Annotated in this window: 23 protein-coding genes; 16 read left to right on the top strand and 7 right to left on the bottom strand. The window is 61.8% G+C overall.

What is annotated here, in order from left to right; genetic code table 11:
- Positions 1 to 118 precede the first annotated feature (118 nt).
- The 10 genes from ACZYZ3_RS13960 to ACZYZ3_RS13915 all read left to right on the top strand — a co-directional run bounded on the left by ACZYZ3_RS13960 (position 119) and on the right by ACZYZ3_RS13915 (position 12,901).
- A complete protein-coding gene (locus ACZYZ3_RS13960) occupies positions 119 to 364 on the top strand; it encodes a hypothetical protein (RefSeq protein WP_463964413.1) in 246 nt (81 codons plus the stop codon).
- Between the two features lie 303 nt (positions 365 to 667).
- The gene (locus ACZYZ3_RS13955) at positions 668 to 2,347 is read left to right on the top strand and encodes a hypothetical protein (RefSeq protein WP_463964412.1); all 1,680 of its coding nucleotides are present in this window, start codon (positions 668 to 670) and stop codon (positions 2,345 to 2,347) included.
- A gap of 551 nt (positions 2,348 to 2,898) precedes the next feature.
- Positions 2,899 to 3,669, top strand: coding sequence for a ParA family protein (locus ACZYZ3_RS13950; RefSeq protein WP_069953086.1), 771 nt, complete (start codon positions 2,899 to 2,901; stop codon positions 3,667 to 3,669).
- Positions 3,670 to 3,990, top strand: a complete 321-nt coding sequence (locus tag ACZYZ3_RS13945) for a hypothetical protein (RefSeq protein WP_463964411.1) — start codon at positions 3,670 to 3,672, stop codon at positions 3,988 to 3,990. It begins immediately after the preceding gene.
- 200 nt (positions 3,991 to 4,190) lie between these two features.
- A complete protein-coding gene (locus ACZYZ3_RS13940; RefSeq protein ID WP_463964410.1) occupies positions 4,191 to 4,538 on the top strand; it encodes a TnpV protein in 348 nt (115 codons plus the stop codon).
- Positions 4,539 to 4,867: 329 nt separating this feature from the next.
- A complete protein-coding gene (locus tag ACZYZ3_RS13935) occupies positions 4,868 to 9,748 on the top strand; it encodes a helicase-like domain-containing protein (protein WP_463964409.1) in 4,881 nt (1,626 codons plus the stop codon).
- A gap of 156 nt (positions 9,749 to 9,904) precedes the next feature.
- On the top strand, positions 9,905 to 10,321 hold the full coding sequence (locus ACZYZ3_RS13930; protein WP_463964408.1) for an ester cyclase: 417 nt from the start codon (positions 9,905 to 9,907) through the stop codon (positions 10,319 to 10,321).
- The gene (locus tag ACZYZ3_RS13925; protein WP_463964407.1) at positions 10,318 to 10,803 is read left to right on the top strand and encodes a hypothetical protein; all 486 of its coding nucleotides are present in this window, start codon (positions 10,318 to 10,320) and stop codon (positions 10,801 to 10,803) included. Before ACZYZ3_RS13930 ends, ACZYZ3_RS13925 begins: the two co-directional genes overlap by 4 nt.
- Positions 10,804 to 11,703: 900 nt before the next feature.
- The gene (locus ACZYZ3_RS13920; RefSeq protein WP_463964406.1) at positions 11,704 to 12,663 is read left to right on the top strand and encodes an IS481 family transposase; all 960 of its coding nucleotides are present in this window, start codon (positions 11,704 to 11,706) and stop codon (positions 12,661 to 12,663) included.
- On the top strand, positions 12,656 to 12,901 hold the full coding sequence (locus ACZYZ3_RS13915; RefSeq protein WP_463964405.1) for a hypothetical protein: 246 nt from the start codon (positions 12,656 to 12,658) through the stop codon (positions 12,899 to 12,901). The genes ACZYZ3_RS13920 and ACZYZ3_RS13915 overlap by 8 nt, the downstream gene beginning before the upstream one ends.
- A 47-nt stretch (positions 12,902 to 12,948) precedes the next feature.
- Here the strand turns inward: ACZYZ3_RS13915 and ACZYZ3_RS13910 are convergent, their stop codons facing one another.
- The 5 genes from ACZYZ3_RS13910 to ACZYZ3_RS13890 form a co-directional block, all read right to left on the bottom strand.
- The gene (locus ACZYZ3_RS13910) at positions 12,949 to 14,118 is read right to left on the bottom strand and encodes a DUF6544 family protein (RefSeq protein ID WP_463964404.1); all 1,170 of its coding nucleotides are present in this window, start codon (positions 14,116 to 14,118) and stop codon (positions 12,949 to 12,951) included.
- Between the two features lie 161 nt (positions 14,119 to 14,279).
- Positions 14,280 to 15,119 carry a hypothetical protein gene (locus ACZYZ3_RS13905; RefSeq protein ID WP_463877387.1) on the bottom strand — a complete coding sequence of 280 codons (840 nt, stop codon included), beginning with the start codon at positions 15,117 to 15,119 and terminating at the stop codon, positions 14,280 to 14,282.
- Positions 15,116 to 15,718, bottom strand: a complete 603-nt coding sequence (locus ACZYZ3_RS13900) for a hypothetical protein (RefSeq protein ID WP_463964403.1) — start codon at positions 15,716 to 15,718, stop codon at positions 15,116 to 15,118. Before ACZYZ3_RS13900 ends, ACZYZ3_RS13905 begins: the two co-directional genes overlap by 4 nt.
- A gap of 271 nt (positions 15,719 to 15,989) precedes the next feature.
- The gene (locus tag ACZYZ3_RS13895) at positions 15,990 to 16,748 is read right to left on the bottom strand and encodes a hypothetical protein (protein WP_463964402.1); all 759 of its coding nucleotides are present in this window, start codon (positions 16,746 to 16,748) and stop codon (positions 15,990 to 15,992) included.
- The gene (locus tag ACZYZ3_RS13890; RefSeq protein WP_463886529.1) at positions 16,745 to 17,128 is read right to left on the bottom strand and encodes a hypothetical protein; all 384 of its coding nucleotides are present in this window, start codon (positions 17,126 to 17,128) and stop codon (positions 16,745 to 16,747) included. Before ACZYZ3_RS13890 ends, ACZYZ3_RS13895 begins: the two co-directional genes overlap by 4 nt.
- A gap of 370 nt (positions 17,129 to 17,498) precedes the next feature.
- Between ACZYZ3_RS13890 and ACZYZ3_RS13885 the strand changes: the two genes are divergently transcribed.
- Together ACZYZ3_RS13885 and ACZYZ3_RS13880 are read left to right on the top strand one after the other, a co-directional pair.
- Complete coding sequence (locus tag ACZYZ3_RS13885) at positions 17,499 to 18,095, top strand: RNA polymerase sigma factor (protein WP_463964401.1); 597 nt, start codon at positions 17,499 to 17,501, stop codon at positions 18,093 to 18,095.
- The gene (locus ACZYZ3_RS13880) at positions 18,061 to 19,125 is read left to right on the top strand and encodes a CU044_5270 family protein (RefSeq protein ID WP_463964400.1); all 1,065 of its coding nucleotides are present in this window, start codon (positions 18,061 to 18,063) and stop codon (positions 19,123 to 19,125) included. Before ACZYZ3_RS13885 ends, ACZYZ3_RS13880 begins: the two co-directional genes overlap by 35 nt.
- A gap of 794 nt (positions 19,126 to 19,919) precedes the next feature.
- Here ACZYZ3_RS13880 and ACZYZ3_RS13875 read toward each other — a convergent pair.
- Positions 19,920 to 20,456 carry an AAA family ATPase gene (locus ACZYZ3_RS13875; protein WP_463964399.1) on the bottom strand — a complete coding sequence of 179 codons (537 nt, stop codon included), beginning with the start codon at positions 20,454 to 20,456 and terminating at the stop codon, positions 19,920 to 19,922.
- A gap of 403 nt (positions 20,457 to 20,859) precedes the next feature.
- Here ACZYZ3_RS13875 and ACZYZ3_RS13870 point away from each other — a divergent pair, with 403 nt between their 5' ends.
- Positions 20,860 to 21,408: a recombinase family protein gene (locus tag ACZYZ3_RS13870; RefSeq protein ID WP_463964398.1), complete on the top strand. Its 549-nt coding sequence runs from the start codon at positions 20,860 to 20,862 to the stop codon at positions 21,406 to 21,408.
- 101 nt (positions 21,409 to 21,509) lie between these two features.
- Here the strand turns inward: ACZYZ3_RS13870 and ACZYZ3_RS13865 are convergent, their stop codons facing one another.
- Complete coding sequence (locus ACZYZ3_RS13865; protein WP_463964397.1) at positions 21,510 to 22,556, bottom strand: DUF4238 domain-containing protein; 1,047 nt, start codon at positions 22,554 to 22,556, stop codon at positions 21,510 to 21,512.
- Between the two features lie 570 nt (positions 22,557 to 23,126).
- On the opposite strand from ACZYZ3_RS13865, the gene ACZYZ3_RS13860 reads away from it, so the two are divergent.
- The 3 genes from ACZYZ3_RS13860 to ACZYZ3_RS13850 all read left to right on the top strand — a co-directional run bounded on the left by ACZYZ3_RS13860 (position 23,127) and on the right by ACZYZ3_RS13850 (position 25,964).
- Positions 23,127 to 23,534, top strand: coding sequence for a hypothetical protein (locus tag ACZYZ3_RS13860; protein WP_463964396.1), 408 nt, complete (start codon positions 23,127 to 23,129; stop codon positions 23,532 to 23,534).
- Positions 23,535 to 23,934: 400 nt separating this feature from the next.
- Complete coding sequence (locus ACZYZ3_RS13855; protein WP_463964395.1) at positions 23,935 to 25,071, top strand: hypothetical protein; 1,137 nt, start codon at positions 23,935 to 23,937, stop codon at positions 25,069 to 25,071.
- Between the two features lie 479 nt (positions 25,072 to 25,550).
- On the top strand, positions 25,551 to 25,964 hold the full coding sequence (locus ACZYZ3_RS13850) for a MerR family DNA-binding transcriptional regulator (protein WP_463964394.1): 414 nt from the start codon (positions 25,551 to 25,553) through the stop codon (positions 25,962 to 25,964).
- Positions 25,965 to 26,000: the final 36 nt, after the last annotated feature.

The following is a 26,000-nucleotide window of genomic DNA, read 5'->3' as shown; positions in this document are numbered from 1 at the left end:
CTTCTCCCTCTCCACCTTGGGCGCGCCATCAGTCGGGCGCCTGACCTTGGCAAATACTGGCGACACGCCAACGGACGCTGAAGCACTTAATGGTACTGGTACGGATAGGCTCGGTTTTATGAGTGCAGCCATTCACCGACGCGAACGCGGTACGGGTGCCGGAAACGTCGTACTGAAAGTAGACGTCGCCGCGCCTGCAAAGGCCCTGGTAGAGCGAGTAGCGACCCACATGGGCCTCTCAAAAGGCCAGGCAACCGAAATGCTTCTTATGAGCATCCGCTTGGATTCTCGCGGGCTGCCGCTCTGGGACAACATTGACGACTTTCAGAACCAAGGAGCTTTGCCTATCGCGAAGGCCGGTTAAAGACTGAAGGCCCGCTCTCGCGGGCCTTCAAAAGTATGACGTTCAGATCCACATCTTGGCGGATCAGAGATCTGAACTTATCCAAGCTCCCCGTGAGGGTGGCTCGCTTTGCTATACCCCCGAAAGGACTAGCTGGTGTCTATGGTACCCGCAGAGTTCTCCGCGTCAACACTCGACGCGGCGCGTCAGATCACGCCTCAAGAAGCATGGGCCCTCGCTCCGCTGATCGCCGGCGCACCGACTTACCGGTCGGGACGTTGGATTGGCGGCCGCTTCCAGTACCCGCGGCCGCAGAGTGCACCCGTGATCACCGCTGCGCTTCCTTCCCGGCCGGCGGCTGTGCCAATTCATGGCGCGGATGGTTCCGTTTCCACGCTCTGCCTTGACCTGGATACCTCCAAAGCACTGCAGGGAGTCGTTGATGACAACGCCCAACGGCTCGGGAACCTCCTGGAAAGTTGCGGTATCCGCTACGTCGCGGACTACTCCCCCAGCGGTGGACGGCACCTCTACATCCCGCTCGCAGAGCGCATGAGCGGCCCGGAAGCCCGGGAACTCGTCCAAGCCATGACCCTCCTTGCTCCGAGTCTCGATCCCAGTCCGCACCAGAACGTCACCGACGGCTGTATCCGGGTTCCAGGTTCCGCACATAAGTCCGGAGGCCACCAGATCCTGACCACTCCCCTGACCACTGCCTACGACATCCTGCGCCGTCGCAATCCCGCCGACGCTGTCACCGCTCTCAGGCTGGCTCTGGCGCCGGAGATCCGACGCGCCCGCGAGCTGAGAAACCGTACGGCCAAGATGGCGGCCTCCGCGACGGCGCACGGTGTTCACTCTGGTTCCTTCGGCGGGAGCCAGTCCCCCTTGCGGGTGCTGGCCCGTACCGGCTTGTACGACACAGCCAAGTACGCCAGCCCCTCAGAGGCCCGGATGGCGGTCCTGAACCACTTCGCCGCCTGTGGCTGGACCCTGGATCAGGTCCGCCTCGAGATGGGAGGCCAGTTTCCCGGCCTCGCAGCCCTCTATGCCGACACCGGCCGGCAGGAACGCCTGATCGACACAGAGTGGGCGAAGGCCTGCCGCTGGATTCAAAAACGGGGAACCCAGCCAACAGGCAGAAGGAGTACCCGTATTAACGACACAAGCCTCCCACTACCCACAGGGGGGGCCAGCAGAACCAGCAGCAAGGCTGGCTCTCATCAGCTTGTGAACGATCTTGAAAATGTCCTCTACGCCGTCTTGGATCACCGGCTGAAAGAACGCGGCCGCGAGGGCCTTAGTCTGCGCCTGCTGCTCCGGGCTGTACTTGGCTACATGCGAACCATGGAGACTGATCTTCTGGATGTAGGCTGCCGTACTTTTGCTACTGCACTGGGAAAACACCATGGCACTATCTCCAGGCTCCTTCGGACGTTGGAGCAAGTCTCAGATGGCATTCTGACTAAAGTCGCTGATGCCCGCGGCCGTAACGCTGACACGTACGTGATCCAGCTTCCCCGGCATTTTGAACAACTTGCCCGGGAACTCTCCTGGCGCAGCGGGAAAATCCATGGCATCCGCCCTGTGTTCCGGGCCCTGGGTGACGTCGCTGCCCTCGTCTACGAATCTATCGAACGCGGACGCCTCTCCCCCACCACGGCAGGAATCGTCCGCTCCACTGGTCTCAGTCGTACAGCCGTTGAATCGGCCCTGGGTGTCATGTGCAGCTACAACATGATCGAACGCCGGCACGGACAATGGGCAATTACGGCCGTAACCAGCCTTACCGCGCTGGCCCGCCGGCTCGGGGCGCTTGACGATGTAGCAGAGCAGATCCGCCGACATCGAATGCAGCGCGCAGCCTGGCACGCGTGGTTGGACAGGAATCTGGTACCTGAACTTGCAGAACACGAAGTAGAAGACCCCGAATCGGACCTCTACTGGATCCCTCCCTCCGAAAGCGAACTGGACTGGGGTGGGACGCTGTGGCGAGTGGCCTGAAGCTCTGCACCATCATGGAACGTTTTAGCAAATACTGCCGGTATAGGTGGGCTCCGCGGCAGTGATGTGCTTTGTGCCGCGGAGCCCAACCCAGAATGCTGAGAGGATCAATCTATGTCGGCCAAAAGCATCTATTTAAATAATTACGTCATGACAGATTGACGGATTGATGTACGTCTATCAATCTAGCTTGGCAGAGACTTAGGAGCCATGGCCCGCTGCAGCGCCGTCTCCGGTAGCGGGGGTGCTGTCTGGACATATCTACCCTATAAATAATTCTGTCATGACAGATTGACGGATTGATGTACGTCTATCATTCTGGCCTGGCACACACTTAAGGAGCCACAGTGCATCAAAGTCTTCAGATTATTCCCCGGGAGGGGCACATCGGCCGCTGCCAGAGGTTGCCCGTGAATGCTGACCAGCACGAGGTAGATAGCGCGCGCAGCCTAGACATATTTAAACCACATAAATAATTCTGTCATGACAGATTGATAGATTGACGTACATCAATCAATCTGTCAGTCTGTATTAAAACGCGAAGGAGCAATATGAAAGTGACTGCCATAGGCAACCGAAAGGGCGGGGTGGGCAAGACGTCCGTCACCCTCGGACTTGCCACCGGACTCCGGCTGATCGGCAAGAAAGTTCTAGTCATCGATCTGGATCCCCAGGCCAACGTCACTGACGCGCTTGAGGGGGCTGGAGAGTTTGACATTTTTGACGTCCTCTACGGCGGGGAGGCCGGTACTCTCGGGCAAGCTATCACCACGACCTCGTGGGCTGGCATTGACCTCATCCCGAGCTCCGAGTCGCTGGCTCGGCTGGAGTCCGAAAGCATAATGACTCCAGAGATGCGGCTCAAGGCGGCCGCTTGGGGGGCAGAGGAACTAGAAGAGTACGACCACGTCCTCATTGATTTGCCGCCGGCACTCGGGAGGCTAACCCTGAACGGACTGATCTGGGCTGACCGAGTCTTGGTCGTGACCGAGCCGGCCGCATTCTCCGTTAAGGGAGTGACCGAATTCCTGGAAACGGTCAAGAAGGTGCAGTCTCTGCCTCACCTGAACCCTGCTCTGGAATTCATCGGCATCATCATCAACAAAACCAGCTCACCACTGACCGGCGAGCACGCGTTCCAGATCGGCGAACTCGAAGCGGAGTATGGCAGCGACGTGATGGATCCGCACCTGCCCCTTAGGACGGCGATGCAGGATTCCATCAGCAGCAGGGCGCCGCTGACAAAAATCAACAGCAGGGGGGCGGCCATCATGACAGAGAAGTTTGTCGCCCACGCACGCTACTTGGATGGGGAGAAGTAAATGGCCGTCGACAGAAAGTCATCCATTCGAAAGGCGCCAGCCGCCGATGTCGTTGATGTCCTAACATCCAGAGCGGAAGCACCATCGCTGAGGTCTGATGTGCAGCCCGTTGTCGAGGCGCGGTCGGCCAAGTCGAATCTTGAGCCTGTTGGTACGAGGGGGCCGGGCCCGGGGCGGCCCAGAGGCAAGAGAAGGATGGAGCCGTTTTCATCCAAGATCGAGATCGGCCTCCGCGACGAAATGGATGCATACATTGAGGAATATGGAATCACGATTACAGACTTCCTTGATGAAGCGATACGAGATCGTCTAAAAAAATAATTCCGTCTAGACAGAATTATCGATCCAAGGTCGCAGCGTTGCCGTTCCGCGCATCGTGGAAGGTAATGCACCTCGAACCCGGCTACCGTGAACACTGAAATATTTTCAGTAGAGGGGTTCGGCCATGGCAGGGCGTAAGAGGCAAGTAGATGGTCAGCTGAGCTTTGAGGCTCTGTGGGCGGCACCAGAGGAGGATCGTGATGAACAAGTACGGCAGGCAGGCTCAGGAAGCCTGGAAGGCAGCAAGCCCAACGCGCTACAGCCAGATCCAGGACCCGGTGGATTTCTTCACCAGGCTGGGGGAGGAAGCCCAGGAACAGGTGGACGGGCTGCTGATGAAGATCGCGGGACCGGACCCGCAGGGCGAGGGGTATCTGGAGAAGGTCGGCCGGTTGAACGCGGCACGGAACCAGGCCGAGGAGATCGTCCGTTACGACCTGCTCTCGCCACCGGAGACGGAGGACGAGGAGGACGAGTACGTGAACCCGAGTATTCAGGAACACCTGGAGTTTATGGCCGAGGTGCAGAAGCTCAGGGAGCAACTCTAGCCACCGATCCCGACAGGTTCCGCCCCTCATCCCAAGACGACCTGGCACCATCGGGTGCCCGCAGCCGCATCCGGGCGAACCTAGCAGCCCTTGAAGTACTGCGGACGCTGCAGAGCGAGGCGCGTCATGCCACAGAGGCCGAGAAAGCGTCACTGGCACGGTGGGGGAGTTGGGGAGCGCAAGGCGTCTTCCAAATCTTCGATGAGTCCCGCGAGGAATATGCCGGGGACCGTGAGCACCTTCGCAGCCTCCTGAGCGAGGTCGAGTACGACGCCGCACGCAGGACTACGATCAACGCCCACTACACGGACGCGGCCTACGTTCAGGCCATGTGGTCCACCGTCCAAGAGCTTGGCTTCACCGGGGGCACTGTCCTGGAACCGGGATCCGGTGTGGGAACCTTCATGGGCTTCGCCCCGGACGCCGCCGAGATGACCGCTGTGGAGCTGGATCCGACCACCGCGGCCATCTCCCAGGCCCTTTACCCCGCGGCCACCGTCCGGGCTGAGTCCTTTGCCGATACCAAGCTGCCGACCGGTCACTTCGACCTGGCTATCGGCAACGTACCCTTCGCGAACGTCACCCTGCACGATCCCCGCCACAACGCCGGCGGCCACTCAATCCACAACTACTTCATCCTCAAGTCCCTGGAACTGACCCGCCCCGGCGGCATGGTCGCGGTGCTGACTTCCAGCTTCACCCTCGACGGAACGAACCCCTCAGCCCGCCGGGAAATGAACCAGCTGGCCGACCTCGTGGGCGCCGTCCGGCTGCCCACAGGCTCACACCGCAAGGCAGCCGGCACCGATGCCATGACGGACCTCCTGATCTTCCGCCGCCGGGAACCCGGAAAAGAACCGGCCTCCACCCTCTGGGAAACCGTCACAGCCCGGCAGATCGACGGAACCATCACCCGCCTGAACTCCTACTTCGATGAATACCCCGAACGGCTCCTTGGCGAGCTGCACGTCAGCCACGGCATGTACGGGGCCGAAACCCTGCAGCTGACCACCGATGATCTTTCGACCGTCCCGGACCGCCTGAACGCAGCCCTGGCCGACGTCGTACGCGAGGCCCGGACCGCCGGAATGGTGATGACCGAGCGGACCGCTGACCAGGAGCGCCAGCGGGCCGCCTATGTTCCGGCTGCCGCCCACGAGTGGGACGGCCACATCAGCGCCGCCGACAACGGCTTCACCGTTGTCGAAAAAGGCTCACACACCGAACTCGCCGTGCCCAAGACCCAGGCCGCTGAACTCCGGGCCCTCCTGGGGCTGCGCGACAGCGCCCGGCAGCTGCTCACCGCAGAGGCCGAAAGCCGCGAGGACACCGCCGGCATTGATGGACTCCGTGAGGAACTGAAGAGCGCCTACGGCCAGTACACGGAAACCTACGGGCCGATCAACCGCTACACGCTCAGGAACACAGGGCGCGTGGATGAAGAGACGCAGGAACCCATCCAGGCCCGCATGACGCCCAAGGCAGTCACTATCGTCTCCCGTGACCCGTTCGGTCCTCTGGTGATGGCGCTGGAAAACTTCGATGAAGCCACGCAGACAGCTTCACCGGTCGCCCTGCTTTCCACCCGTCAGGTCCAACCGCGCCGACCGGTCCTTGGCGTGGACACCGCAGAAGAAGCCCTCACCGTCACCCTCGACACCGTAGGCGAGGTTGATCTGGACTACGCAGCGTCCCTGTTGGGCATCAGCGCTGATGACGCCCGGGCCGCCCTGGGGGAGAGCATCTACCACATCCCCGACGCCGAGGAGACCTTCCAGACCCGGGCCGAATACCTGTCCGGGAACGTGCGGGAGAAGCTTGAAGTGGCCCAGGCGGCCGCGCTCTCCAATGACCGGTTCGCCGTCAACGTCCAGGACCTCGCCTCGGCCATGCCGGAACCGCTGCGCATGGATGAAGTGGAAGCCCGCCTCGGTGCGGTCTGGATCGACGCCGGCACGCACCAGGAGTTTGTCCGGGAAATCCTGAACGACCCCTACGCCACCGTCTCCAACGCCGCCGGCTCCATGTGGGACGTCAAAGCCAACCGCCACACCCTGGCCGCCACCAGCAACTGGGGTACGCAGAGGATGCCCGCTTCCGATGTCCTCAAACAGGTCCTGGAACAGCGGCCCGTGCGTGTCACGGACGAAGGTGAGGACAAGCGCCGCATTCTGAACCCCACGGAAACCGCCGCGGCCCAGGAGAAAGCCCAGCTGCTGCAGGAGCGTTTCAGCGAATGGGTATGGGAAGAACCCGAACGGGCCACCCGTCTCATTGACGAGTACAACCGCCGTTTCAATTCCATCGTGCTGCGCGATTACAGCACCGAGGGAGAGCGGCTGACCCTGCCCGGGATGGCCAAGGACTTCTCCCCACGCCCGCACCAGCGCGCCGCTGTGGCCCGGATGCTCTCGGAGCCTGCCGTGGGGCTGTTCCACCAGGTCGGCGCGGGAAAGACTGCCGAGATGGTCATGGGCGTGATGGAACTGCGCCGGCTGGGCATGGTCAACAAGCCCGCCGTCGTGATCCCCAACCACATGCTCGAACAGTTCGCCCGCGAATGGCTCCAGATCTACCCGCAGGCCCGGATCCTCGCAGCATCCTCAAGCGATCTTGCCGGGGATAAGCGCCGGCAGTTCGTGGCCCGGGCAGCCGCCAACGAGTGGGACGCCGTGGTAATGACCCGCACGGCGTTCCAACGCGTGAGCCTCAGCCCCGAAGCTGAAGCCTCTTATATGAGGGCCGAAGTCGCCCAGGCGCGGGCCGAGCTGGAAGCGGTCAGGGACAGCGGCCAGGACAATGGCCAGCCCAGCGCGAGCATCGTCAAACGGCTCGAAAAGGTGGTCCTGGGGCGGGAAGAACGCCTCAAAGCCAAGCTCGATACCCCCGCCGATCCGGGAATCAACTACGAGGAAACCGGCATTGACTACCTCGTGGTGGACGAGCTGCACGACTACAAGAACCTGGAGACGCCCAGCAACATCCCCGGCGCCGGAATCCAGGGCTCCAACCGTGCATCGGACCTGCACATGAAGACAGAGTTCCTGCGCCAACGCGAGGGCCGGCGCGTGATCACCGGAGCCACAGCGACACCCATCGCGAACTCCGTCACGGAAATGTACGTCATGCAGCGCTACCTGCGCCCGGACCTGCTCCAGGCTGCTGGAATCCAGGACTTCAACACCTGGGCAGCGACCTTCGGGCAGGTTGTCGAGGAAATGGAACTCTCCGTCGCCGGCGGTGACCGGTTCAAACTCAAGAGCCGGTTCGCGAAATTCCAGAACGTCCCCGAGCTGCTGAAAATGTTCCACACCTTCGCGGACGTCAAGACCGCCGAGGATCTGAAGCTCCCCGTCCCGGCCCTCGCCGCACGCGCCGGGGACGGGCTGCGGCAGCCGAACATGCTCACCGTGGAACCCAGCCCCGAACTGCGTGGATACATCCAGGACATCGGTCAGCGGGTGGACCGCATCCAGCAAAAGCTCGTGGACGCCGAGGAAGACAACATGCTCAAAGTCTCCTCAGATGGCCGCAAGGCCGCCTTGGACATGAGACTCGTTGACCCGGCACTGTCCCAGCAGGGCCCGACCAAGATCAGCGCCACCGCTGACCTGCTGGCCAGTGTGTATGAAGAGCACAAGGACCGCATCTACACCGACCCGAAAACCGGTGAACCGGACCCCGTGCCCGGTGCCTTGCAGTTGGTGTTCTGTGACTTCGGCACCCCCTCTGACCGGTGGAACGTCTACGGTGAACTCAAAGATCAGCTCCGCCGCCGCGGCGTGCCCGAACACCTGGTCCGGTTCATCCACGACGCCAAGAACGACACCGAGAAGGGCCGGCTCTTTGCCGCCGCCCGCTCCGGACAGATCGCCGTGCTGATGGGATCGACCTCGAAAATGGGTGTTGGCACCAACATTCAAAAACGCGCCGTGCACCTGGTCGACATGGACGCCCCATGGCGGCCCTCCGACGTCGAGCAACGCCACGGCCGCATTCTGCGCCAGGGTAACCAGAACCCCGAGGTCCGCATCTCCCAGGTGGTCACCAAGGAATCCTTCGATTCCTTCATGTGGCAGGGACTTGAACGAAAGTCCCGGTTCATCAACCAGATCATGCGCGGCCGCCTTGACGTGCGCGAAATCGAGGACATCGGGGACAACACCCTGAACTTCGCCGAGGCCAAAGCCATCACCAGCGGCAACCCGCTGGTGATGGAAAAAGCCGTCGCCGACCAGGAAATGGCCCGCCTGAGCCGCCTGGACCGGGCCTACAACCGCAACATGGTTGCTGTCGCCCACACCAAGCGCGGCGAACAATCAGCCGCCGTCGCCGCCGCCCAGGACCTGCCCCTGATTCAGGCAGCGGCAGCGCGGACCCTCGACACCACGGCGGATGCCTTCAAAGCCACCATCGACGGCACGTCCCTCGACAACCGCGGGGACGCGGCCGAAGCACTCCGGGCATGGGCCGGCAAGCACGGCCACCGCCTCATGAATCTCTACGGCTACGACGAGCTCGGAACCATCGCCAACCTCGGCGGCCACGACCTCCGCGCCCGACTCATGCCGGCCCGGAACCTTGATCGGGCAACCGTCGAAGTACGCATCGACGGAGTACCCAGGGCAACAACACAAATAGCCCGCCGCAGCCTCCTGTCAGCCGATCTAGGCACCATCAGGCAACTCGAAAACAGGGTCTCATCGCTCCCAAAGCTGGCAGCCGACGTCGAAGCACGACGAAAGGAAGCACTCACCCACGTGGAACTAGCAGGGAAGGCATCGAGAAAAGTGGTTTTATCGCCCCGATGTCGTCGGCTTCACGTATGCGCTGTTATCCGCGTTGTCGATTCCTGTCCCTGCACGCCGTTGGGTGCTGATCAACTGGGCCTCCGCAGTCGGCGGCCTGGCGGCGATGTAGGTGGACTCCTCGCCGAGAATGTTGGCTACGCAGAGCAGGGGGGACGGCGGTGGGACTCTGGATGCTTCGTCATGCGAGTTCAGCTGACGGTTGTGGATCCGGGTATTCCTCAAGAGCCTTTTTGCTTCCGTTGTCCTCGTGATGGCTGCGATCAATCACGTGACGAGCTGCCTCCCGGATTATCCTGGCCGGGTGTTCCGTGGTCATTTTGGAGACTTCATAACGAACTTCGTCGCTGTAGTGAATCCACTCATCACTGGCGGCCATTCTTTGGAGGCCATGAAGCGTGAACAGTGGAACTCGAATGCCCCCCGACCGGAGTGAGTTTAGGAGTGCTGAATAGACGAGGGGAGCCCTTGCTCCCGGGCAGACCAGCGCGCACGATGACAGATGAGAACAAGGACCGTTCCGCACGGACCGGCCTGATAACCATAAACGGAGGATTCATGACCAGGGACGCCAATATCCAGGCCCAGGAGCGCTTCGGCGCCGCTGTAAACCGCGGCAAACTCGACGAATTCGACGACGTCGTCGCGGCCGGCTGTGTCGACCACGACCCGGCACCGGGACAAGGACCGGGCCCGCAAGGGTTCAAGGACCTGTTCACAGGGTTGCGCACTTCTTTTCCGGATCTGCACCTCGACGTCGAACACCTCACAGCCACCGACGACGACGTCGCGTTCGCCTACACGATCACCGGGACACATCAGGGGCCGCTGATGGGCCACCCGCCCACCGGCAAGAGCTTCAAAATCCGGGGCATGCAGATCGGACGCTTCGAAGACGGCAAACTCGTCGAACGCTGGGGAAGCAGCGACCAACTCGGCATGCTCACCCAACTCGGGCTGTCCCCGCAGCCATGAACATCGTCCCCGCACTAGCCACCGGGGCCGCAGCAGGCGCCGCCGGGACCACAGCCCTGAACACCCTCACCTACCTGGACATGATCTGGCGTGCCCGCCCCGCCAGCAGCACACCCGAGGCCACCGTCGAAAAACTGGCCGACGTCACAGGGGTCAAGATCCCCGGCAACGAGGAAGAACGCACGAACCGGCTGGCCGGGCTGGGCCCGCTGACAGGGCTTGTCGTCGGCGCCGGAGTCGGCGCGGTTCTCGGACTTGTCAGGGAGGCCGGATACCGGCCAGGACTCCTCGCTTCGTCACTGACTGCGGCGGCCGGCGCACTGATCGGCAGTAACGGTCCCATGATCGTTCTCGGAATTACCGATCCCCGCACCTGGTCCACCACGGACTGGGCCAGCGACATCATCCCGCATCTGGCCTACGGCATCGTGACAGGCGCGGCGCTGCACGCCCTGGACCCGGCCGCCGACCGCCCCCGTTGACCCGCCGGGGGCGCAACGGGCAGACTTCCCCGTTGCACCCCTGACCGTCCAAACCGTCTTCGGGATTTCTGGCCGGGGCGCAGAAATCCCGGGAATCCGATTCGCGGCAACACGCGGGTGAGGCAGCGATTGCACCCTTCTCAAAGGGTGAAGTAACCCCGTCCACCCATAAGGGTCCGGGATCATGGGGGTTCTTATCTGGCAGCAGGCGGCACTCGGTCCCCTGATTTCGAGTACACGGCACCCCGCCGGGATTGGCCTAACGGAACTGTCACATTCCGGGGCCCCAACGCCTCCGCGACCTCGTTCATCGCGGGCCCCGATCAAGCTGCGATTTCCCACCAAAGTGGGTTCAAGTCAGATTGACAAAATCAAGCGGGTGATGCCCGTGGCTTCGACGATCTCAGAGATGGACTGATTTTCCTGGTCCCGAAGGTGGGCGGCATAGGCAAGCTTCGCTGGATTGATCACGCTGGGCCGGCCGATCCTTTTGCCGTTAGTAACAGCAACGGCACGCGCGTGAGCTGCGGAACTGAGACGACGCGTTTCCATCGTTTGGCTGGTCTTTGTGACTGTTCATCAAGAATGGCTGCTTTTTCACAGCTCATGGTGGCGGATTAGCTGATACCGATGACAAAGGTTGGAGCCGTACCAGTCCGCGACGCGCTCCACGGCCACCATGATTGGGCGCTTCCGCCTGAGGGACCGCATCCATGGCTCCCCGTAGATGTCCATGCATTCATCCTGGTTAGAAATCTGTCGAGAGTGCCGGTTTCGGTTGCTGGGGCTGGTGTATTAACCACGGACGTTGGTGACAGGCGGCGTGGATAGGTGACAAAAAGAAGACCTCCGGGTGGAGTGGGGCTTGTCTAGAGTCCAGTTCCACAAACGGAGGTCTTCATGTCCCACCCTAATGCCTTTCTCGCACCCAAGGGCCGGCTGCAGCTGGCCAGATGCATCGTCGATGACGGGTGGCCGCTGCGTCGGGCCGCAGAACGGTTCCAGGTATCCGTACCGACAGCCGCACGCTGGGCAGACCGTTACCGCGAACACGGCGAGAACGGGATGGAAGACCGCTCCAGCCGCCCTCTTGTGTCTCCCTCGCGGACCCCGCAACGGCGTGAGCGGCGGATTATTGCCCTGCGCGTGAACCGGAGGTGGGGGCCGGCCCGGATCGGGTATCTGCTGGGCCTCCACCCGTCCACCGTGCACAAGGTCCTCTCCCGGTTCGGGTTGGCGAAACTCTCCTGGCTGGACCGTGGCACGGGCCGGGTGATCCGCCGCTACGAGCACGAGAAGCCCGGCGACATGATCCACGTCGACATCAAGAAACTCGGACGCATCCCTGATGGCGGCGGCCACCGTGTCATGGACCGGGCGGCGGGCAGGAGAAACAAGACAGGGACCGCGGCGAACCGGCGCCCCGGCTACGCCTACCTACATAACGCCGTGGATGACCACTCCCGCTTCGCCTACACCGAGATCCTCGAAGACGAGAAGAAAGAGACCGCCGCCGGCTTTTGGGAACGCGCCAACGAGGCCTTCAACGCCGCCGGCATCACCGTGAAGCGCGTCCTCACCGACAACGGCTCCTGCTACCGCTCCCACGCCTTCAAAGACGCCCTGGGCCCGGACATCACATACAAACGAACCCGGCCCTACCGGCCCCAGACCAACGGCAAAGTCGAACGCTTCAACCGCACGATGCTCGAGGAATGGGCCTACGCCCGCCCCTACACCTCAGAGGCCGAACGTGTTGCCGCTTTCCCCGCCTGGCTCCATGACTACAATCATCACCGAGGCCACACCTCACTCAAAGGTCAGCCACCAGCAAGCCGCGTCACTAACCTCCGTGGGTAATACAGCTAGGGAGCACGCAACGCCGGATGTGCTGGTAAGGGACGACGTCGAGGTCCACACCATCGCGGCAGCCGTGCTGGCGGTGCGGATGCTTCCGGCCCCGCTCGCCGCGGCACCCAGCGTCCCCGTGACCACGGTTCTGGTGACGCCGGCGGTGGTCACCGTGGTTGCCGTGGTTGCCGACGTGGTGGCGTTGAACGTGAGCGCCATCCTTTCAAACTGTGTCTCACATCAGTAGCACACCTCACTCCGTCGAGGCGCCTGACGGTGCAACCGATGGCGAACTCATAAGCGCTGTCTGCCAGGCCGTGCGGTGACGTTGTACTCAATCGAGTCAAGGACGAAACGCAGATAGGAATAGTCCCCGCTGGGGGCGTGCCAGATTCCCTCGCCGCGCTCCGCAACCCAGTGCGGTCCGAACTGTCGATAGCTCCCCAGCGGGGTGGACCAGCGCATTTTGGTGAACGACTTTCCGTCCGCGGACGCCGCCCCGCGTTCGTCAGCAACAAAATCTATGAGCTCCCCGCGATCGTTGAACGAAAGGACGGCACTGACGGTGTGGCTTCCGTTGGTAAAGGACGCACTGACGGTGTGCGAATCGATTTCGCGCCACCGGATTCCCGGATCGGCCAGCGCGCCTGGCGCGAACACGCAGAGGTCATTGAACAGCGTCACCGTCTCGGCCTCGTCCATGTCCGGCCCATGAGCATCGACCACCGTTACGGTTGATGCGAGCTTCACCCGCATGGTCGCGGAGGGCCCGATGAACCGGTGGAAGGCCTGGATCGGCATGCCCCCCCGTGAGGCGTCCATGAGGAACAGGCGTGAGAATCGGTCGTAGAAGTTGCTTTGCCGGCCGGTGAAGGACATCCAGGGCGCGGACGGTCCGCTGCGGATCTGCCCGTGATAGCGGGCGAAGAAGTTGTGAACCTTTGGCAGACCGACCGCACCGCTGAGCCGAATGTAGCCTTGCACCACCGCGGGAAGCCGGGAGAGGTCGGTTTCGGTAAGTATCGGGGACTGGGCGGCCCGGGCCAGGCCTTGTGAGACGTCGCGGTCGTACTGGGCGTGGAAGCTCTGCGGCCCTCGCGAAAGGTAGCCGAAGGCGATGCCGACGAGCAGGATGAGGTTGGCGATCGTCCCGTAGGCGGCGTCTGCCCAGGACGAGATAATCACGATCTGGGAGACAACGATGCCCCCGGTGCAGAATACCCACCATCGTTCTGGCAGGGCGAAGAGAGCAACCGAGCCGGCTAGGAGAAGGGCTGCCGCCACTAACCAGAGGACACCCAGCGGCGCAGATATCTGTTCCGTCAGTTGGGGAACGTCGGCGAACCCGAAACCCTTCGCAGCACCGATCAGGTGGATGAGCGCGTGAGCGACGAGGAAGGCCGCGAAGGCAATTTTCATGACCACCCCGACCGGAGATTTATGGGCACGCCAGGACTGTGGCACGGGTGGTTTCCTAACGTTCAACATGGGCAGCGGGCTAAGAAATGTTCATTGGGAACGCTGATGCGGCGGTCCGGTCAGCGGGGACCACGTAGCCGAGAGGAAGGCGGTGCGATGACGAGCACCGCACTGTCGAGGAAGCGGACAATGGCCGAGCGCCTAAATCAGTTGCTTCGTTCTTTCAGTCCGGCAGCTGTATTTAGGTGCTTGAGGTAGAAAAAGAGCGGGACCGCTCCGATTACGGCGAGCACCAGGAAGATAGGAACGGCTGCCATCGACGCGAAGGGGGTACTCGGATCGGCGCTGGCGCCGAACCACTGATCGGAGGCCACTCCGATGGCCTCGAGCACCAGCATCACAAGCATCCCGCCGACGACCACTTCGCCGAGCGGCTGGCGATTCCAGAGCCACCATGCGCCGCTGATAAGCAAGGGCAACCAGATCGCGAGGTCCTGCACGAAGACCGCATTCGTGGTCGCCCCGGAGCCATTGAGGAAGGCGGCCGGCTGCTCGCTGAGGACGGCTGGAACAATGGTCCGCAACCACACCGCCGCATTGAGTACAGCAAGCACGGTGGCATAGGTCGCGATGCTGCGGGCCGGGAGTCCATCGTCGAAGCTGGCGCGGAATGCTGCAAGGTCCATCTTCCGAACGATCACCACGATGGACCAGAACGCCAATGACAGCATCGCGACGTAAATCAGGAAAAGGCTGTTGAACGGGGTGGCAAAGAGGAACAGCACGCCCTGATAGCTGATGTATGCCAGTGCCCCCAGCCAGAGGACCAGCGCCCGCGCCGAGTCACGCCGCGTGAAGAACATCGCAGCGACGAGCACTGGAATCGCGAGGACCATGATCACCAGTGCAGTACCGCGGAGGTTGCCCTGAGCGACGGGCGGACCCCCAAGAACATCGGGGATGAAAAACGAGGTCGCGGCAGCCGCGAATGCCACGATCGCCAATGCCCCGGAGAGTCGGTACGCAGCGACGGGTAAGTTATTCATGTGCTTGATGGTACCGGCACGTCCGTGTCAGCGTAATGCTGAACACCGTCCAGCTCGAGCACGACCCGCCTCCGGTTCGGCAGCAGCAGGAGAAAATCCATCCGCTGGCGCGGAAGCGTACTGCCATTTCGCTTGGTGTAGGGATCGTAATGCAGGTACACCTGCGGGATCAGAGCCGGAAGATCGAACCCGTGGGACCCGTACAAACTGCAGTATTGCTGGAAAAGGAATTGCTCGGCGCCGTTGCCATCCATCGATGCCATGAGACGGCGGTAGAGCGCCCCGGCCGCTTCGCGTTCGGCGTCGGCGGGAACAGTTTCGGTCCCGGCCCACCAGGACACCAGCGCCCGCCAGCTCAGTCCCTCAGCTGGCAGCGCCCTGTTGTAGACCAGACAGTGTTCGGCGTTCTCGGTGATCTGAATGTCGTTATTCACGGCATCCAGCAAGACAATCTTGGGCTGCGGCCCGTTTGCGGCAAAGATGAGGTTCTTTAGGTCGCCAGCCACACCGCCGACGCCGGCAAGGGAAAGCACATGTTCAAGCTCCGCTGACGGATACTCCTCGTTGACCCGGTGGCCCAGGGCAACGAGCTGCTCCAAGGAGAGTTCCCGGAGCTTTCTCTCAACGTATCGGATCTTGCTCTTCCACGGATCCTCGCCCTTTTTGAGTGGCGCCAGGCCGAATCGCAGGCACTCCTCCGCCACCTCGTATGCAGGTGCCTGGGCCAAGGCGCCGGCTACGGCCGCCCGTACCGTTTTGAGGTTGGCCCGGTCGGGCAGTTCAGGTGACTATGCTCTCTGGAGCACGGCAGAGAAGAAGTCTTGGAACTGCTGCGGTTCTGCCGGATCCGAGGGAGTGCTCACGTTCCCTCTACCAGACCTTGATGCCGAAGCGTTTCGCCACGGTCATTAGAGCGGAATTGTGTGCCTGAATCTCGGTGACCGAATTGGGGGCCATTTCATCGCCGTCCAGACCATCGTCCCGGCGGCGCAGCCAGTACGCCCAACAATCTCCACCGCCGTGTTTGCTCTCGAACCGGATGCCCAACGGTAGGCTGCCGTCATCCAGGACCTGCTCACGGATCCACGTGGCGATCATGGTCGTCGCCGCCCGGTTCTCACCGTGGAGGACGCCGAGCGTCAGTTGGGAGACGCCGAGTACATCGTTGAGCTTCTCGCCGATGCCGCCCCCTATGGCTGCGATGGAGTCAGGGTGTTCGACGTCGACCCACCAGCCTGCGTCGCCCAGGGTGAGCTGATAGATGTTGCGCCGATCGCGCCAGTGTCGCGGCAGGCAGCCCATCTTGACCTGGTTGCCCCAGTCATCTTTGACGCCCTTGACGTAATCGTCCAGGGTCATCCCCATGAAGTCGGCATCCTTTTGCATCGGGTGCTTGACGCCAAGCTTCAGGGCATACCCGGACAACACCTCCGCGAAGGCGATCTCGTCGTTGTCAGAAATGTAGACAGTGGAACCCGGCGTGTCATAACGGCTCCAGCCTGCCGGGTCATCGCCGCTCAGGCGCTCAGGCGGATCCAGGGCACCACGGTTGGTGGTGGCGACCCGGCGGCCGGACCGGAAGTCGTCCAGGATCCAGAGACCCGTTTTTGTGCACTGCTTCCCGCTCAAACGTCCTGCCTGTCCTCGAGGAACGCCGTCAGTGCCTGGAGGACTTCTTTGTGCCGGTCGTCGCGGATCGCGGTGATCGGGGTGTCTTCGCCCAAGAAGGGATTTCCACCGATGAACCAAGCGCGCGCGATGGCTTCGCTCTCGGCGTCTGCAATGGAGATCCAGACGCGGTGCGCCAACTGCAGACGCTTCTGGAAGGCCGGACCGGGGGTCGGACCGTCGGGCTTCGCCCACTTGTGCGGAAGTTTCTTATCCTTCGAACCTGCCAGGGCGGCCACCAAGAGAGGGCCGAGGTGGCTGTTCAATCGCCGTACGAGCTCGTGGATGTCCATGCGGGCGGTCTCGTTGTGCCCCGCGATGATGGTCGTTGAAATGCTCATGACCCCACGATAACACCCAAATGACACCCCAGGACAGTAGCTGCGTAGTTACTCCGTAGCCCGCCAGCAACATGGGCCGCCGTAGCGGGGCCTCCGCCTGAGCTATCTGCATGCCAACATGAACGTAAACGTCATGCATACTCAGTTTGGCCTTTTCGACGCTTCGTCCAGGGCCCGGTCAGGGTTCCCCTTACGAACAGGGCTTCCGGCCAGTTCCAACCGGCACAACCGACAGGCCAGGAGGGAGTGCCCCTTCAATTTGGGCGCCTGCGACCCCGGATATGCTTGGTTTTTCTCCCGATCAGGGACCCCTCGCGCATGTCGCGGAAGTCACCGTGAACTCTTTTGCGGGGAACGGGCAATACATAGTGTGAGCACAGACAGCGACATCATCAGGCGGTCCCGGGACAGCCCCGCAGTTTTCGGCGTGCTGTACGACAGACACGCCTCAGTCATCTACAGATACGCAGCCAGAAGGGCCGGCGATTTCGCCGCCGACGACGTCACGTCAGAAACCTTTCTGGTCGCCTGGGAACAACTCGAAACCTACGACCTCGGCAGGGACGACGCCCGGCCCTGGCTGTTCGGGATCGCCACCAATCTGCTCCGGCGGTACCACCGTACTGAAGCCAAGATGCTGAAAACCGCGGCGAAAGCGGCTTCACGGGAAGCCGCCGCTGACGATTCGGACCGGATTGCCGCCCAGGTGGACGCCGTAGTGGCGACCGGGCGCATAGCTCGGACGCTAAAAACCATGACCGCCATCGACCGGGAAACGCTGCTGCTCTATGCCTGGGCGGACCTTACGTACGAGGGCATCGCGCTGGCCATGGACGTTCCGGTGGGCACCGTGCGCTCCCGCCTGAACCGTGCCCGCCGAACACTGCGCACCCAGCTCAACCTCGAAATACTTGATGAAAGGGAGAAAGACTATGAACGACTTGCAGCTGCTCCGCGAAATGCGTAGCGATATCGGCTTCGCCCGGCCGGCCACTTTGGCCCGCGGCCGCAACAAACTCATGTCCAAGATCAGTTCGGACTCCCGTCCCGAGGCAATGTCCGTCACGCACGCCACAGCCAAGGTGACTCCGATCCGCTTCCGGCGTCGTGTCCTGATCGCTTCGGCAGCTGCGGCTCTGCTCGTGGGGGGAATCGTAGCGGCCGACGTAGTCCTGCCCGGCCAGCCTGGAGCAACCGCCGAAGCGACCGCGGTCCTGAACAACGCAGCGGCAGCAACCATCCAGACCTCCGACCCGGTGATTGGACCCGGCCAATACCTGAAGATCGATACCACGGCCGTCTACACCACCGCCGCCGCATTGGGGGACCCTGGAGCAGGCGGCCGTACGGTGGAGTGGCTGGACAAGTCCTCCGACCATCTTTACGTCCCCGCGAGCCATGCAGCGGAATGGATCTGGAACCGCGAAGCCCGCATCCCAACGACGTTCTTCAGCGAGGAAGCCAAAGCAGAGGCAACCAAATACCAGCAATCCCAGGCTGACAACCCCCTCAGCACCGGAGAACTCCTGCGGGCACCGGGGGGCAACTTCTACGGAGAACAGCGGCTGCTATTCGCCGGCTTGACCTTGGACGAAGGCGTGAAGAGTCTGCCCCGCGACCCCCAAGCCCTCCTGGACACAATTCGTCAGCGAGGAAAGCAAGGTAGGCCAGAAGCCGAAACGCTAGAAAGCATCGCAGCCGCCCTGCGGACCGGAGTTGTCCCGGCAGACCTCCGCGCCGCACTGTACAAAGCGGCCGCGCTCATTCCAGGAGTCACCGTCGTAGACAGGCAAGCGAACCTTGACGGCAAGACAGGCACAGCCATCGGGATCGAGCGTCCAAACAGAGAATCCCGGATGGACATCATCATTGATCCCGCCACCGGGCTGCTGATTGGGGAACGGGAGGTCACGCTGACCGCCGGCAAGACCTTCCCCGCCGGAACAGTGACCGCCTGGACCTCAGTCCAGACCTCAGTGGTCAACTCAGCGCCATAACTATCGGGGAAAATGCGGGAACCGGCCGAGGGGGCCGACCATGCATTGGGTGGTCGGCCGCCTCTCCATATTCCTCTAACCGGGTCACTAAACTGCCACTCTCAGCTGCGATTAGTCCGCCATTCTCGGCTATCCATCACAGCCAGAGGCGGCAAAATGTTGGCCCAGCGATGAAAGTGTGGCGTCTCGGTTCCAAGGTTCTACAGGGGTCCGACGAGACTCCGGCGCGGAACGGCGTCGTTTGTGCATGTCAGGCGCCATCGGGCGCCGCTCTGGCGCGGGCCACAGGTGGGCCGTGTGTTACCCCCGGCTCCTAAGGTACTAAACGGTGACGTTGAACTGTCGTCCGCAGTGTCCGCACTTCATAAGGCCGCCGGTGACGCGGGTGAAAGGTCCGAGTTTGCGCCCGCACCCAGGACAAGGAACGTAGATCAGCCCGTTGACGCGTCGTGTTGCCATGCTGCATCCTTCCGGAACGTGCCGCGTGTGGGCCGATGTCGCTCGAAGAGCGCTGCTTAACGGTGATACTGAGATCGATGAGCTGGCTATATAGCCGGATCATCGTCCCGTACCGTTCGGCTTCCCCGACAGATGCGGGGTCGTGCTACGTTCCGGTGCCACTCTACGAACGGGGTGTGACATTAGTATGTTGCCAATCGACTCAGCCTGTGGATTGTATCGCTGAGTCGCGGCAGTTTGTGATCGCTTTGTGTCGCAGTTGCCCGCATAGGATCCCCTTTCTGGCACAACGGTGTCCAAACTCGAACGTCCAGCCGAACTTGTTCCGCTGAGCTTTAGTGGACAGGGAGTACCGCGGGGACAGCCTCGGCGATTCGAGAAACAACGGCCTCCGCCGCTAGTCGAGACGTGTCGATGACGAGGTCAGCTTCTTTGATCATCCACGTCCGGGCCGCTGCGTACCTTTCAAGGTGATCCAACCTCCATTGCCTGGCGGACAACTCGACCTGGTCGTTCTCAATTCGGTTCCGGAGGGTTCCTTCGTCCGCGTCCAGCACTACATGGACGACTTGATCATCCAGCTCATTGAAACTTGCTTTCAGTTCTGCCCAATAGTCTTCCCGCAACACGGTCTGAACGGCCACCAAGTGTTGTCCGGTATGCCGACGAATTTCGAGAGCTGTAGCTGGAACGAGTGCCCGCCATGCCGGCAGATCCTGAAAGTCGCTGAAGGCCTGGTCCTTCAGACTGTTCATGAGCATGTAACCGACGGACTCGGGGTCAAAGAGCCGAAGCGCAGGCTGCGCTTCCACCAGCGCCTGGCCGGTAGTCGTCTTTCCCACGCCAAAGGTTCCGTTGATCCATATCATCATGTCGCCGACGGTACCTTTCCCCAGAGGGAGTCGGAGGGTAGCGAGGCTCGTGTCCGAGAACCGATGGTTGGGGCCGCCGGTCAGGGTTCCCATACGGACACGTAGTGGGCAGTGCAGACGAGTGTGGACATTCCGTGCAGACGACTTCGGAAAATGACATCGGGAGTCTTGACTCGCCGGATGCCGCGGGCGGGGCTAGCCCTCTGCATTCGATTGTGGCCGTCTGCTACGACATCTCAAATACGATCCATTACTGAGACGGTCGTGGCGTGTTCCAGGGGACGTAAGGAATGTCGAGGAACTCACGGTTCGACACGCCCCTCCAAAGTCTCAGAATGCCGTCCAACAACAGATAGTCTCAAAACGGCAAATTGCTCGGCATTAAGAGAATACGGGGACTTTCATGGCTGTAATCGGGTACGCGAGGGTTTCCACCGCGGAACAGAACCTTGATCTGCAGCTCAATGCACTCCAGGCAGCCGGCGCAGCCCGGACCTTTGCCGACAAAGGCATCAGCGGATCCGCAGCCGAACGCCCTCAGCTGTCCAAAGCCCTGGACAGGCTGGAGACCGGCGATGTACTCACCGTATGGAAGCTCGACCGTTTGGGACGCAACACCCGGCACGTCTTGGACCTCATCGAGAACATTCGAGAACGGGGAGCAGGGTTCCGTTCCCTGACCGAGGGTCTGGACACGACCGGGCCCATGGGCACCGCCATGCTGACGATCGTGGCCGCATTCGCTCAGCTGGAGCGCGACACGATGATCGAACGCACCAAAGCCGGCCTCGCCGCGGCCGCGGCCAACAACCGCCACGGCGGACGACCCCGCAAAGTAGATGACGCCGCCGCTGCCCGGGCCAAGGAACTCAAGGACAAAGGAATCAGTGCCTCCGACATCGGCAAGATGCTCGGAGTCTCCCGCGCCACGGTCTACCGATATCTTCTCTAGGCGGTCCGGGTCCCACGAAGTGCGACAGCGCCAGATGTTCGTCGGCCCTCCACATAGGCCATGCTGACGTGCCGGCCGTAGAGCGCATCGACCCCGATGGCCTAAATTCCGCGGTGGGCGTCTTTGGCCGACTGCAGGTGCTCTGCCATTCGCCCTACGTGCCCTATAGGGTCGGTTGCTGCGGTTTCCTCTGTAGCCAGTTTGTCGTCGTCCCACGTATGCCGGTCTAGCCACCTTCTTTCTATCCCAGTTCCCGGTGGCATCGCGTCGTAGTACAGGACGGACTCCGAAGGGGTGCCGCCTCTCCGCTTTACAGCATCGGCAACGAGCGTTGCGTGCATTTTCTCTCTGGGATCGTGTTCAGGATGAAAGAAGACGTGCCGGTGAGCATTCTCGATCATGATGTCGTTGAGCGCCATCGCGAGTCCTCCGGGCAGGTTGACGGTGTGGTCTCGCATCAGGCGGGGTTGGTCACGGTGCATTGATCCCGGCAGGTACAGAAAGCGATGCGGGTCGAGGGGAAGGTAGATGTCCCAGTAGTTTGCGGCCTTGAGCTGGTCGCTGTCGTCCTGGCCATTGATTATTTGCACGGGAACGTCCGAGGTGTAGAGGCACAGGTTGGTGAAGCCGATACCCCACGGCCGCGTCGTGAGGAGAAATGCCAGGGGCGCGATCAGTTTCGCAATGTAGTCGAGGTGGTGGTTGTTGCGAGATAGGCCGCGAGGCAAGGACAGCGGTTCAGTCTTGAGGTTGTTGATGCGCTCCCGCTGCCTGGCAGTCCGTAGGATTTGTGCCGCAATCCACCATGCGATGGCGTGTCGGTCATCGACCCTGGATGGCCACTTGTGGGGTAAAGCATTGTCGGCTGGGTGGGAGCCCTTGTCCAGGATGAAGCGGAAGGCTGGAGCTGCTTCTCCCTCTACGATCCCGAGAAATTTCTCCATGTGGTGGTGGGGCACCCCATCAGGATCGGTGCCCCAGTAAAAGCCCTTTGAGGACCCCACCTTACGTATGCTTTGAGTAAAATCCGTCCCGGGTGCGTCGGCCAATGCCGCCTGTATCACTTGATGATTCGTCGATTGCTGGGCGAAACGCTTGAGGTACATAACTGGGACTACGTGATCATTTGTGCTGCCTGGCTTTGGCATCTTTCCCCTCCGGTGTCCGACTCGATTCTGCCTGACGCGGACAGGACGCGAACAGTAGACCGCTAAGGTCGTAGCCGCGTTCTCGGCCTTGCTGTTTCTGAGGCTTTAGCCCTGGCTGCTCGCAACAGGGCTACAGGACTCTTACCGACAGGCCACACGCTCCCGCAGTCGTCACACATCCACCAGCCCGGTTCAGGTTGCCCTGCTCGTCCATGGCAGAGCGGGCATGTTTTCTTCAACTTCGTCATAAGTGCAGGCTACGACCAGGGTGCGACATCTCTTGCGGCGCGATCGATCTATGCAGAGTCTTCTTAGTCCCTATTCAACCTGTGGGCCTCCCTCCAGGGAATTGATTCGCGGATGGATAGCTCCGCCGGCTATCGACATCGCCGCCAACGGCCAACGGTGCCTCATTCCGAATGTTTTAGCCTCCTCCATCTCCGGGATGGTTACCGAAGCGAGCAAAGCCCCCGAAGGCCCCCCTAACCTCGACGCCTCAACTGTCACACGCCCCCAGTAATCTGGCTGGAGGCGGGGGTAAACCGCATTGGGGCGAAGCCGGGAGGCAAAGTGGAACCGTATGTGTGGCGTGAAGCAGAAGTCAGCTACCCGGACTTCAAAGGAACGGCTCAACTCGACAAGAAAATGACCGGTACCAGTGGGTTTGCTGTGGCGGGGATCGATCCCGACAGGTGGCTGGTTATCGGCTTGGACATTGGTGGCGGCGAACATGACCACGAGCTGCGGGTTGTCGCCATCGATCAGGGCATTATTCCTGAAGGGCAAGGCGACGTCTTGAACTACCTGAACGAAAAGCACGGCCATATCCCGGTCACGGAAATTCTCTTGCACGACGTGGACCCTTATGAGGTGCTCAAAAGCATCACCCACAGTTTTGAGTTACGTCTCAGGTCCAGAAACGCGGTGGGAAAAACCATCAAGGTCACTGCCCTTGGCGACATCCCCCAGCAAGACTGAGGCCACTTCACAGAGAGGAGGCTCGCACCATCTGGTGTGCGAGCCTCCTCTCGCCATAGGGGGTTACTCAGAATCGCGCCGGACCGAATGTAGGGTTCGGCGAACGGTTCGGAGAGCTCTTCTCCGAGAAGAATTCTTTCCAGATCTGCACTGCTCAGGCCCGTTGCTTCTAGGATCCAAGTTGTTCCATAGCCTGCTTGGCTGGAGGTACGGACAGCGGCACCAAGACCAAGAGTTGCGCTCCTGCAGTCACGCGACTACGGCAGCGCCGCGGCGCGTGCCATTCTTGGGTATGGCACGAACGTGGTTGTCGGTGACGGTGGAGCTGCTCGGTGGTCGTGGTGAGGAGTTGTGGCCGTGGCCCGGGCGCATTTTCGCCGTGGGACCGTCGCATACCTTCATGGATCTCGCCGATGCCATCAACGATGCTTTCGCCCGGTGGGACCGCTCGCACTTGTCAGTGTTCACCCTGGCCGACGGCCGGGTAATCATTGATGAAGAGACTGGAGCCGAAATGGCCTCGTCGATCCGCGGGCCGATCATCGCACCAATCGACATCGCTGCTGCCAAGGTCGCCCGGACGGTGGAGCCGGGGGCTGAGTTTCAGTTCACGTTCGACCTCGGTGACGCGTGGATGCACCGGTGCGTGGTCGGGGAGGTGAAGGTCGACCCGGTGGAGGTATTGGGTATCCGTCCTGATGCCCCCTTGCCTTACTGGGGCTGGGGCAGCATTCCGGACCAGTACGGGCGCCGGTGGGCTGTCGACGACGGGGAGAGCCGGGCTCCGGGGAGACCGGGCCGGCCGCACCCGATGCTGCGGCACGCGTGGCCCGCAGAGGTGCAGGTGCCGGGGCTCGACCTGTCCGCGCTGCGGGAAGCGATCGCGGCAAAAGATGCGGCCCGCTTCCTCGCAGCGGTGACGGGACGGCACATCGATGACGCTCTGCAACAAGTGGGTGTCGGGATACCGATGGCGCTGGAGCAGAGACGCCAGGAAGCCGAGCCCGTGGCACTGTCGGTCATCAACCGGCTGACCTGGCGCGACGGCGCCGGTGACCGGCTGCTGGCCGAGGACCTGCTGGCCGGCCTGCGCCGCGAGCCACTGACAGGCCGCGTGGTGCCGGTAGACCTGGACATGCTCAGCACCGTGCTGGAAGGGGATCCCGAGCTGTCGACCGGTGGCTACCTCGACCTGCGCACCGGGCAGGTGTACGACGACAGCGCCACAGACCCGATGATGCTTGGGGAGGGCGCCGCCATCGACGTGGAGGAGGAGCCGGGCCGTTGGCTTCGGCTCAACTGCTGCACCGGTTCGCGGAACGGCTGGGGGGACATGGCGGCCTTCGCCGAGCGCCAGCACGATGTGGCCCTCCGGGAGCGGCTGGAGCGGGCGATCGAGGGCAAAGGCGCCTTATTCCGGTTCCGCGACCTCGTCCACGGCGAGAACCTTAGCGAACAGTGGTACGCCTTCTCCGCCGATCGCCAGATGGGCCGTGCCCGCGAGTTCCTCGCTGACCATGGCATCCGCGTGGGCTGACGGGCCGGGCTCGGTCAGCGCCGGCGCAAGACTGTGCAACCCGCTCCGTACCGAAGATTGCACCTGTGACGGTGATTGAGGTGGGGGTTGTGGGACAACATACGGGACGGTCAAGTTACGTGGCGGGCTGCCGGTCGCGGTCGGCGGGGGGAGTATCCCACCGGGGTCATCCTGGTTCCAAGGAACTGGGGCAGTCGACCAGGGCGACGCGCTCTGATTGCGGCACCTACCCCTCACCGGCCGTCTCTGCCCGCGCAGTTGGGTCAACCGTCTGGACACTCGGCGGGGCACCCGCCTTGACAAGGAGTCAAGGCTGAAGCATTCTTAAAACCTGCAAACCCTGCAAAACGCTCAAACCTTGCAAGGCATGCAAACCCTGCAACGCTTCGCAGGTTGCCAAACACTCAAAAGACACATAAATCAAAAAATCTAAAATCCTAAAAACGACAAATCAAATGAAAAAATCTAAAGGATTCCTTATGAGTGCTTCAGTTTCACGTACCCAATTTCCAAAGGAAGTCGCAACAGCTTTGGGCATCTCCGTTGACACGGTAGCCCGCTACGCCAGGGAGGGAATCATTCCCTTCGAAGTGACGCCGAAAGGACATCGGCGCTACGACATTGACGAGGTCCGTGACGCGCTTGCCTCGACACTGTCACAGACCCCTCTGCGGCTGGCAGCATCTCCAACACTTCAAGGCAAGAAGCTTGTTGCTGGGCCGGAGGTGCGGGTAAGTCCACAGTCACGACTTCAAGAAGACCTAAGGGCCACCCGGACAGTCGAACTGGCAGAAAGTCCATCAGACCAAAAAACGGACGGTCGCAGCAGCGACTCGGTGTTTGACGAGGTATTGGGTCATGCACGCAGAGTGCTAGTTGCGGCCAGCCGCTGAACGAGGCTGGCGAACAGAACTAGCCTCCAAACGGAA

Source organism: Pseudarthrobacter linnaei, assembly GCF_055412825.1.
This window is presented reverse-complemented; position numbering and strand designations above follow the sequence as displayed.